A 10,251-nucleotide genomic window follows, 5' to 3' on the forward strand; every position below is an offset into this window, starting at 1 on the left:
CTCCCGGCTTGCCGCGGTGACCTGTGATGCTGCTGAAGCGATCGCATGCCTCATCCCCCCTCCCCGAACCGCCAGACGGGAACGCCCATCTTGCGGGCCTTGTCGGCAAGGTTCTGGGTGATGCCGGAACCTGGAAAGGCGATGAGGCCGATGGGCAGGGTTTCCAGCATCTGGTCGTTGCGACGGAAGGGGGCCGCCTTCTTGTGGTGGGTCCAGTCGGGCTTGTAGACGATCTGGGGAACGCGACGGTTCTCGGCCCAGCAGGCGGCGATGCGTTCGGCACCTTTGGGGCTGCCGCCATGCAGCAGGACCATGTCGGGATGTTTGGCGTGGACCTTGTCCAGCGCAGCCCAGATACGGTCGACATCGTTGCACTCGACCCCGCCGGTAAAGGCCACCTTGGGGCCGGGGGGCAGCAGCAGGTTGGTGTCGGCATGGCGGCGGGCGGCGATATGGTCGCGGCTGTCGATGATCGCCGCCGTCAGGGTGCGGTGGTTTAACTGGGAGCCCTGGCGCGGGCGCCAGGTGGAGCCGGTCAGGGCTTCGTACATCTCGGCGGCAGCGTCGCGGAAGAACTCGAAGGCGTTGCGGCGTTCGATCAGGCCCAGCCCTTCGGCGGTCAGGCGTTCCAGTTCGACGGAACGGATTTCCGAGCCGTCCTGTTCGGTCTGGCTGCGCTGCTGGGCCTGCTCGTTGGTGTCCAGGTCGCGCTCCAGGCTGCCGATACGGCGGTGAAAGACATTGACGCAGGCCCAGAGCAGGTCGTCCAGGTCATCCTCCAGCCGGGTGCCGGTCAGCAGACCGGCCAGCGTCTCCAGACAGGCCCCGATCTCGGCCCTGGCCTGATCGGCCTCGGGCAAGGGGCGCGGGTCGGGTTCGTCCTGGAACGGGCGATAGCCGTAGAGCTGCAATTCCTCCAGCAGATGGGCGGAAGAGGTAGCCTCCGTAAGGCCGTCGGTGGCGGGGTATGGAGATGTCGTGCGGCTGGTCAGCATGGCGGTCACCGGATATGTGGGCCGCGCCGGTCGCGGCCTTCCTGGGGAGCGCCCGCCAGGGTTAAGCCCAGCCCCGCACCCCTTGCGGGCCGAAGCGCCAGCGGAGGACGGCCTCTGGCCGTTGCGGGGCCGGGTGACCCTGGCAGATCCCCAACCTGGAAGGCCGCCTCCCCGCGGCCCGCCCTTTACGGGTGGCATGACGATGCTGTGCGCCGTATAGGCCCATTCGCTCCCGAGGCGGCGGATGCCAGGGCCCTATCCGCAGGGCAGGAAGGTGGTTATATCGCCCTCAGCCAGTTGCGGGACGATCCATTCGCGTAGCGCCATCAGCCCATAGGCCATCAGGTCGCTGTTGAGATCGTCCAGCCGGGGCCGGAGGGGCAGGACTGTCAACGCGGCAGCGTGACTGCGCGACGACAACCGGGCAAAAGCCCACTCCCCCGCCGCATCGGCATCGCAAACGACATAGAGCCGACGCAGCAGCACTGGAAAGGTCCAGGCGGCGAGGTGTGCTGCGGATAGGGCCGCAACGGCTGGCAGCAAGGGCAAGGCCTGGCGCAACGACAGCATCGTCTCCAGCCCCTCCCCCGCCGCCATGACGGCGCCGACGGGGCCAAAGCGCACGGCATTGCCCAGCAGATGCCCCATCGCACGGCGGGGATCATCCAGCGCGGCCTTGTCCCCGGCTAGGCTGAGCCAGGTTCGGTGCAAGCCCGTGACGTGGCCGCCATCGTCGGTGACGGCGGCGATTAAGGCGGGCAGGCTGATGGTGCCGGACGGCTCCCGGCGATGGCAACGCGGATGAAAGCGCAGGGCCGGTTCAGGGTAGGACAGGACAATGCCGCGCTTGGCCAGATAGCGTTCCGCCAGGGTGCCCGGCAAAGGCTTGCTGGCCGCAAACAGACGGCGACAGGCCTCGGGCGAACCCGTGGGGGCCATGGCAGCGGCGACAGCTCCGCTGACCGGCAGCGGCAGGCGCAGAACCGCCCGTGCCTCCGCCATGGCCTCAAAGATGGACAGGCCCCGGTTCAGGGCGATCAGGTCCAGCAGGTCACCATGCTCGCCCGTGGCGGCGTCGGTCCAGGACCCAGCACGGGGACCTGTCAGGCGGACATAGAGGCTGCGGCCGCGATGGCCTTGCACATCGCCAACCAGCCAATAACGCCCTTGCCGCCGCCCATTGGGCAGAAACTGACGACAGATGGCTTCAGCGTCGCAGGCCAAGCGGCGGGACAGATCGCCAGCACTTTCCATGGGACACCTCCCCATAGGAAAGGCCCGGCACTGTGGCCGGGCCAAGGGTGGAGAATGTCAGTTCATTCCGCCGCGACAGGCAGGCTGGCATCGGCAGCGGCGTCATCCTCAGGCGTAACAACTTCCGCCTTCGGCTGACCCGGCTTGCGCAGCAATTCCGGCAGCCAGCCCGTGCCCGCCAGCAGTTCCTGCGCGTGGGCCGCCATGTCGGGCTTCTTCAGATGTTCGATGCGCTGGGCTGCGTCGGTTCCCTTCGCTTCCCGGACGGCTTCCAGGATGCGGGCCTTGGTGACGCGGCCCAGGAAGTTGTCCACCGTGGGCACCCACCCGGCGGCGGTCATATCCAGGTCGAGAACGCCGGCCAGCGTATCGGCATGGTTCAGTCGGCCATTGTGGCGGTTCCAGTTCTCATGCACGGCATTCACCGTGCCTGCCACGCAATGCGCGAACAGGGCCGACCGGCTGTCGGCATCAAAGCCCACCAGCACATCCCACAGTTCGGTGGCCCGCGCCGGCATCTGCCGCCGCCAGTTCTCATGCCGGTCCACCAGGGCTGTGGCAGCGGCACAGTCGCGCAGGCTGGGTTCCTGGAGCACCGGTACCGTGCCGCGGGCGCTGATTTCCAGGCAACTGGCATAGGAGCCGGGATAGAAGGTCTCCAGGCACAGCACATGCAGCACGGCCAGAAACGCCGTGTCCGGGTCCCGCGCCAACGCATCCCGCAGGGCCAGCGTGCGATGGGTGGTGAGTTCCATGACCAGCCGGTCGGACAAGGGCTTCATGCCCTCATCCTCGGGTTCCGCTTCCTGGCTAACACTGGTGCCGGTATAGGCGGTGTGGGCAGCGGCGGATTGGGTGACATCACATTCCGCCGTCGCCCCATCAGCGTCAGCAGGCACCTCCTCCACCGGCGGTTCATCCTCACGGCGAACGAAACCGCGTTCCACCCGCAATTCCCCTTCCGCGTTGACCCGGACATTGCAGCCGGCACGCGCCATCTCCTCAGGGTCAAAACGCTCAGGGCGCTCTTCCAACCGGGCGATTTCAGCCGACAGGGCCGTCAGGCGCTGATCGACCTCCTCGGGGAGGTGCTCGCCCGTATCATGCTCCTCGGCCAGCCGTTCATACTCGGCCGTCAATTCGGCGTATCGCGCCTCCTCTTCCTCCGTCCGGGGGACGATCTCAGCCTTCAGGCGGCGTTGACCGACGGTGTGGCCATAGAGGAAATCGACATTCACCTCGACCCATTTCCAGCCCTCCGCCATCACCCCCTCGGCGGCCTTGGCCAGCTTTTCCGACACCAGCCGTTCCAGCAGCGGCACATCGCCCAGCCAGCCACCCTCGTCCGGCGTGAACAGGTCGCGCATCACCGGGCCGCCGGCGGCGATATAGGCGTCCAGCCCGACAAAGCGGGCACGCTTGTCGTAGGCCGGAATGCTGCTGGCCGTCAGGGCACGGCGGATGTGGTAGGGCTCCTTCTGCCAGGGCTGGGTCAGCGAGGCCCAAACCTGTTCCTGCCGCTCATGGCTGTCGCTGACGCTGAACGCCATCAGCATGTCGAGGTTCATGCCATCCTCGGCATAAATCTCCAGCAGCTTGGGCGAAACCGACGCCAGCCGCAGACGCTGTTTCACCACCGCCGGGGTGACAAAGAAGCGGGCGGCGATGTCCTCTTCGCTGAGGCCCTTGTCCATCAGGGTCTGGAAGGCGCGGAACTGATCCAGCGGATGCAGCGCCACCCGTTGCAGGTTCTCCGCCAGACTGTCCTCCTCGCCCAGCCCCTCGGTACGGATAACACAGGGGATGGGGGCGTTGCGGGCCAGACGCTTCTGCTTGACCAGCAGTTCCAGCGCCCGGTAGCGCCGCCCACCGGTGGGCACCTCGTAGATGCCCGTCTCCTGGCCCTGGTCATCCAACTGCGCCCGGACGGAAAGGCTTTGCAGCAGGGTACGGCGGGCAATGTCCTCGGCCAGATCGGCAATGGACACGCCCGCCTTGACGCGGCGGACATTGGCCTGGGATAGGACCAGCTTGTTGAAGGGGATATCCTGGGACCGGCTCAGGATGATCTTGTCGGCTGCTTTCGTGGCCATGGGTTTTCTCCATGACGGGCGGATGGAAGCCTCTCTCCCGTCTCATCACCCGTCACGAAGGCCCCAGCCTCCTCTGCCTCTACCCGCGCCACCGGTCAGGCAACCCGGTCCAGCAGCTTCTTGGCCCTGGCCTCCATATCCAACCTCGCATCCTGGTGCGGCTTGTCGCGGGCGACCGCCGTGATGCCCTGGACAAAGTCAAAGATGCTTTCCGGTTTGCGCCCCTCTTCCGCCAGCACGGTTTCGATGATCTTGCACGTCTCAGCCTTGGAAAAGCCGCGCTTGCGCAGGAACGCCTCCCGGTCATCATCGCTGCGGGCGACGATCTGTTCACGCGATGCCTTGATGCCGTTGATGAAGGGCATGGGGGAGGAATTGGCAAAGCGGGTCAGGGCGGGTGCGGCCTCATGGGCAAAGCGGGAGGCGGCATATTTGGAATGGCGGATGGTGATCTCCTGGAAATCCTCCACGCCCCATAGGTTTCGATTTTGACACACGGCCCGCAGATAGAAGCTGGCCATGCCCAGGGTCTTGGCGCCCACCTCACTGTTCCAGCAATAGAAGCCCCGGAAATACAGGTCCGGCGACCCATCGGGCAGTCGCCCGGCCTCGATGGGATTCATATCATCGACCAGGAACAGGAAGACGTCACGGTCGCTGGCATAGAGGGTGGTCGTGTCGCGGGTAATGTCCACGCGCGGATGATAGATGCCGGTCGACCAGTCCAGCACGCCCGGCACCTTCCAACGCGTATCGCCGGTGCCATTGCCGGCAATGCGCTGCACCGCCTCGACCAACTCATGATCAAAGATGCGGCCATAATCGGGGCCGGTGACAGCGCGCAGCTCAACGCGACCGTCTTCGATCTCCAGGGTCTTGACCTGCTCGGCCCGATGCGCGGTCAGCCCATATTGCAAGTTGATCCCGGCCAGTGCTGCCGGAAGCTGCCGCAGATAGGCGGCGGGTGCGCCCACCAGCCCGGCCAACTGCCCGAAGCTCCAATGGGTGGGTGCCACGGGGCGTTCACCCCCCGGCAGCAGCAGCGACAGCCGTTCCGGCGCGTCGCTGCGCGCCTCCACCTTGATATCAGCGCTGGCCAGGGTACGCGTGCGGCTGCGATCCGTGCGGGTCTTGACCGACGCATACAGGTCGGACAGGGACAGGAAGCGCTCATCATCGGGCCGGGAGAACCATTCCGACGATACCCGGCTGTTGCGCTGGCCACGGTTCACATCCACCCGGTAGCCGCGCGCGGCATCACGGGGATTGTCGAGGATTTCCACCTGGGTCATGGCACATCTCCATGACGGGTGCCGAAGGCCACTCCTCCAGCCCAACCCGTCACGAAATCCCAGGCCGCCTCTGACTTTACTGGCTCACCGGGGACATTGATCCAACGGTGTCGGGGGCTCAAACCCGCCCCGCCACAGACCCACGGCGATAAAGCGGGGGGAGCTTTCCGAACCGCTGAAATCGGCAGTACCGTACCGGCAGGCCAAGGCCCACCCCGCCCAGACCATACGTTCCGACAGATGTTTGCCACCGACATAGCAATCGGACAGGTCCGCCTTGCCCGGCCGGGGTCGACAAAGGACCGGCGTGCCGGTGACCAGCTTGCGCAACCCTTCCACCGCCTGCTGACCACAGGGCCAAGACTGACCCTTTCGATCCAAACATTGCTGGTCGGGCAGCGGCACCACGATACCGGCCAGCCGGTGGCGAACACCGGCAATCTCAATCAGATCGGCCGCGATGACCGTGGCCGGTCCCTCCTGTTCCACCCGCCCCTCGGGCCAGTAGATGAAAGCGCCCGTGCCGATGCCAAGCAGAACCAGCACGGACAATCCGATCTTGAACAGCTTCATGGCAAAGCCCTCCGTCACATCATGGTTGCGGTGAAGGGGCCGGACCTTCTCCAGCCCAGACCCTGACACCCACGCCTGCCAGCCTTTGACTCTGGCCCGTCAGGCCAGCAGATCCCGGTAGCCATCCCGCACCATCCGCCGTCCCTCCCGGATGAGCCGCTGGACCCGCAGCCGCAGGCAGTCCGATCCGCACGACCATTCGGCGGCAACACGCCTTTCCCCAAAGAGCGTGACGGCAATTTCCCGCTGGGACGCGCCCGCGTTGGCGGCATCCACCGCCCGTAGTTTGTCGATCCAGCGCCCAGCCTGGGGCTCTGGCGCGTACAGGCTGCGGGGCATTCGACGCAACCGGCAGCACAGGCACAAACGGCGCAGGGACAGCACTTTGCGGTCAATCTCCTGCAACCCGGTCAACGTGCAGCGGAGGCGCACCGGGCCGTCGAGAAGCGTCCCCCCTATCACCCGGAGCTGCAGATGCCGAAAGCCATCCGATAGCATCAGATGCTCGGCCCCGTCAGGTTCCGTGACGACGGTTGCAAGGGTCCGAACCGCTTCCAGGTCGAACAGGTCGTCCGTCGCCGTCGCAGCTTTCGCTGGCTCGGCTGCGACCGCAAGAACCGACGGGCATGCTTCGGGTTGCCAGTAGGCTTTGGCATCGCTGGTAATGTGGGCGAAACATCAACCCCCAGGTCATCGCATGAGAGGCGGCGTCCAATCGCACCACGGTACGGTCCATGCTTGTCAGGCAGGTGCTGGATTTCAGCGCTTCTTTGAAACCACCATCTCGCCTCAGCCATTGCCAAGCCCAACCGGGCCGGTCCATGTGCTGCAATGACTGATAAGCCGCACCATCCTGCCAATCCGGCACAGATAACGCGGCGTCAACCGGGCTCCTGATCTGCATGGGGTGCCACCTCCCAACAGGCTGTGCCTCGATAAAGCACAGCGGTGGAACAATACCGCCAACTGCCAAGCTGGCCGTATCGATGATTATCGATACGATTTCCCCGGAAAACTTTCACGAAAACGGCATGACTATCAAAATTCCGCTGAATCGCGTAGAGCCAAAAATAATGAAATTACAAGTAATTTGGTCACAAAATTTAACAAGAAGAACTAATGATAACTCAATCGAATATACTCATTCAGTCTATATAGCATTTACCTGCTTTGGACTCAATTTCGCCTTTAGTGCCGGCAAACATCAATCAAAACAAGAAGGGAGGCCGCCGTATATCTATATAAGGAGATTCTCATGGACGCACACAGCTTCATAGACTTCCAATCCGACAGATTACCCCGTGGCATCCAATCGCTGCATCGTGTCAGGCACGACGGCTACGTCGTTGGACGCTATCTGCTGGATGAATGCGCGGACGCAAAACTTGGGTCCCCACAGCTGACGCTGATCCAGCATGATGGCCCCCCCTTTTACGTTGCGGTGGCATCCGGTTGATCAGGTTTCTGCCATTCTGCATCGCGTCAAACCAGGACAGATCCATCTGACGCCGCCTGAACGCATCATTCAGGTCTCGTGGTCCGGGCGGCAGCCGGTGTTCATCGTGGCACTGGATGTTGGTTTCATCACCGGCCCCGCCTGTGAGGGTACCGTCGAAATCCTCGACAGTATGCCGGCGCAGCTCGATATCCAGGATACGCGGACTGGATACATTCTCGAAATCCTCAAAGAAGGACTGGAACAATCGACATCTGCTGGGACCCTGACGCTGGCCTGTGTGCTGCTGGTCGGGAGATTGTTGGAGATCTTCGGCAGCAAACCTGGACCACCGGCTGTCAATGGTGGCCTGGGCGTTTCGCGCCAAAGGCGGGTGCTGTCCTACATCGACGCCCATCTCCAGGACGATCTGACCCTTGAACGGCTCGCAGCGGAAATTGATCTCAGCCCTGACCATTTTGGCCGTGCCTTCCGGGCCAGCCTGGGTGTGTCCCCTCTCCGCTATATCGCCCAGCAGCGATTGCAACGTGCCAAGGCGCTGTTGCTTGATCCAGTCATGTCCATCACCGACATTGCCATGGCGCTCGGCTTTGCCACGCCCAGCCATTTCACCAGCAACTTCCACAAGGCGACGGGGACAACGCCCTCGCAATGGCGGCGGGATCGGCTGTAGCAGAAGGCTGGCGCTCCATGGACGGTTTCTGCCATATGGGGAGGAGTACCCAGTCGGAGAATGATGATGGCGCCGCGTTCCCCCTTGACCCTGGCCGGGCTGGTAGCCCTGGGCGCGGAAAAGCTGGCGCAATTGATTCTGGACGAGGCCGCGGAAAGCCCCGCCTTTGCGCGGCGAGTCACGGCGGCGCTGGCCGGTGGCCAAGGACCAACCGCCGTTGCCAAGCTCATCGACCGGCGGCTTTCCGCGCTGGATCGCGCCAAGGCCATGGTGCCGTGGGAAAAGGAACGCGCGCTGGCTGCTGATCTCGATGCCTTGGTCGACAGTATCGAACGTGAGCTTGCCCCTTTATCTCCCCTGATGGCAGCGCAACGCCTGATCCGGTTCATCGCCGGCCACGGTTCCCTGTTCAATCGGATCGATGATAGTTCCGGGCGTATCCAAGCCGTCTATTGGCGGGGCAGTGAAATCCTGCCGCGCATTGTGGAGCAGATGCCGGGTCCTGACCGCGCCAGTCTGCCAGACCTGCTGGACGAGGCCCTGACCCGCGACAGCCATGGGCTGATCCCGGCGCTGGCCATCGCTACGGCCCCGCTGCTGCCGCCGGCGATCCTGGCTGATTGGGAGAAGGGTTTGTCCAAGGCCACGCCAGACGAATATGGCCGGGTCATCCAGATCCGGCAGGCCATTGCCGATGCCATGGGCAACCTGGATCATTACATCGCCCTGGAAGCCCGCCTGCCGGAGCATCGGCGCGAGCCGTTGCGCATTGCCGCCAAGCTGCTGGAGGCTAAACGGGCTAGCGAGGCATTGGAATGGGTCCGCAAAGCAGCCCCCCGATCAATACCCCGCGACCTGTCGGACGATTTTTACGGGGCCGGTGTTGCGCCAAGGGCTGACCGCGATCAGGTCAAACTGGAAGCGCGCATCCTGGAAGTCCTGGGCGACCGGACAGCCGCGCAGGCGTTGCGCTGGTCGCAGTTCGCCCAGTCCCTGGATGCCAGCCTGCTGCGCGACTACATCGCTAAGCTGGAGGATTTCAACGACCGCGAGGAGACGGCGCGCGCCCTGGCCCATGTCGCCGCCAGCCCGTATTTCAGCAGCGCCCTGCAGTTCTGCCTGGATTGGCCGGCGTTGGACCTGGCCTCGGACTTGGTGGTGGGACGGCATTCTGTCTGGTCCGGGCGACTTTACGGCACGCTGGTGCCAGCGGCCGAAGCCTTAGCCGATCAGCACCCGCTGGCGGCGAGCGTGCTCTACCGCGCCTTGCTGGACGACATCCTGGCCCGCGCCAAATCACCCGCCTATGGGCATGGGGCGAAGTATCTGAGCCATCTTGACCGGCTCGCCCAACAGGTCACCGGCTGGCAGTCCCTGCCCGACAATGTCCGTACCGGGAGCAGATCAAAAATGCCCATGGCCGCAAGCTGGGCTTCTGGAGCCTCGTCAAATGAGCGGCCGCAGCGGCGTCGCATGGCGCCAACTACGCTCATTTTCACTTTCATCTGGTAGCTATATGGTAGCTAGGCGATGTTTTGGGGTGGTTTTTGCGGGCAGCAAAAAGCCGCTGATCTCTTACGAGTTCAGCGGCTTTTGTTTGGATGCGGGGACAGGATTTGAACCTGTGACCTTCAGGTTATGAGCCTGACGAGCTACCGGGCTGCTCCACCCCGCGTCAGAGGGCCGTTTTGCGGCCCGCAAAAGGTAACGCCCCTTGGCGATATGCCGAGGGGCGTTTGGTTCTGGTATCGTGATTTACCTGTTACGAGCGGACCTGGCGGCGACCTACTCTCCCGTGCCTTAAGACAAAGTACCATTGGCGCAGAGGGGTTTCACGGCCGAGTTCGGGATGGGATCGGGTGGGGGGCCCTCGCTATGACCACCAGGTCGGCGCGTAACAGGGATTGGTTTTGTG

General features: G+C 63.9%; 9 protein-coding genes, 1 tRNA gene and 1 rRNA gene. 2 read left to right on the forward strand and 9 right to left on the reverse strand.

Going from position 1 to position 10,251, the window contains the following annotated elements:
• Positions 1-50 precede the first annotated feature (50 nt).
• From G473_RS0112320 to G473_RS31210, 7 genes are all read right to left on the reverse strand, one after another.
• On the reverse strand, positions 51-995 hold the full coding sequence (locus tag G473_RS0112320) for a DUF2493 domain-containing protein (protein ID WP_029013343.1): 945 nt from the start codon (positions 993-995) through the stop codon (positions 51-53).
• A gap of 255 nt (positions 996-1,250) precedes the next feature.
• Entirely contained in the window at positions 1,251-2,249 is a 999-nt protein-coding gene (locus G473_RS0112325) for a DUF7146 domain-containing protein (RefSeq protein ID WP_154667384.1), read from the reverse strand.
• A gap of 62 nt (positions 2,250-2,311) precedes the next feature.
• Positions 2,312-4,342, reverse strand: coding sequence for a ParB/RepB/Spo0J family partition protein (locus tag G473_RS0112330; protein WP_029013345.1), 2,031 nt, complete (start codon positions 4,340-4,342; stop codon positions 2,312-2,314).
• A gap of 95 nt (positions 4,343-4,437) precedes the next feature.
• Positions 4,438-5,634 carry a hypothetical protein gene (locus tag G473_RS0112335; protein WP_029013346.1) on the reverse strand — a complete coding sequence of 399 codons (1,197 nt, stop codon included), beginning with the start codon at positions 5,632-5,634 and terminating at the stop codon, positions 4,438-4,440.
• 84 nt (positions 5,635-5,718) lie between these two features.
• Positions 5,719-6,207 (reverse strand): thermonuclease family protein, encoded by a 489-nt coding sequence (locus G473_RS29285; protein WP_154667385.1) that lies wholly within the window; start codon positions 6,205-6,207, stop codon positions 5,719-5,721.
• 99 nt (positions 6,208-6,306) lie between these two features.
• Entirely contained in the window at positions 6,307-6,705 is a 399-nt protein-coding gene (locus tag G473_RS31085; protein ID WP_035706826.1) for a DUF2285 domain-containing protein, read from the reverse strand.
• 16 nt (positions 6,706-6,721) lie between these two features.
• Complete coding sequence (locus G473_RS31210) at positions 6,722-7,111, reverse strand: transcriptional regulator domain-containing protein (protein WP_425411575.1); 390 nt, start codon at positions 7,109-7,111, stop codon at positions 6,722-6,724.
• Between the two features lie 511 nt (positions 7,112-7,622).
• Between G473_RS31210 and G473_RS29290 the strand changes: the two genes are divergently transcribed.
• Entirely contained in the window at positions 7,623-8,336 is a 714-nt protein-coding gene (locus tag G473_RS29290; protein WP_084438043.1) for an AraC family transcriptional regulator, read from the forward strand.
• A gap of 60 nt (positions 8,337-8,396) precedes the next feature.
• Positions 8,397-9,848, forward strand: coding sequence for a DUF6880 family protein (locus G473_RS26690; RefSeq protein WP_051330210.1), 1,452 nt, complete (start codon positions 8,397-8,399; stop codon positions 9,846-9,848).
• 86 nt (positions 9,849-9,934) lie between these two features.
• On the opposite strand, the gene G473_RS0112365 is transcribed toward G473_RS26690, so the two are convergent.
• Positions 9,935-10,011, reverse strand: a tRNA-Met gene (locus tag G473_RS0112365).
• A 97-nt stretch (positions 10,012-10,108) separates the two neighbouring features.
• Positions 10,109-10,223, reverse strand: a 5S ribosomal RNA gene (gene rrf / locus G473_RS0112370).
• Positions 10,224-10,251 lie beyond the last annotated feature (28 nt).

This window comes from Niveispirillum irakense DSM 11586 (assembly GCF_000429645.1).
Classification (GTDB): domain Bacteria; phylum Pseudomonadota; class Alphaproteobacteria; order Azospirillales; family Azospirillaceae; genus Niveispirillum; species Niveispirillum irakense.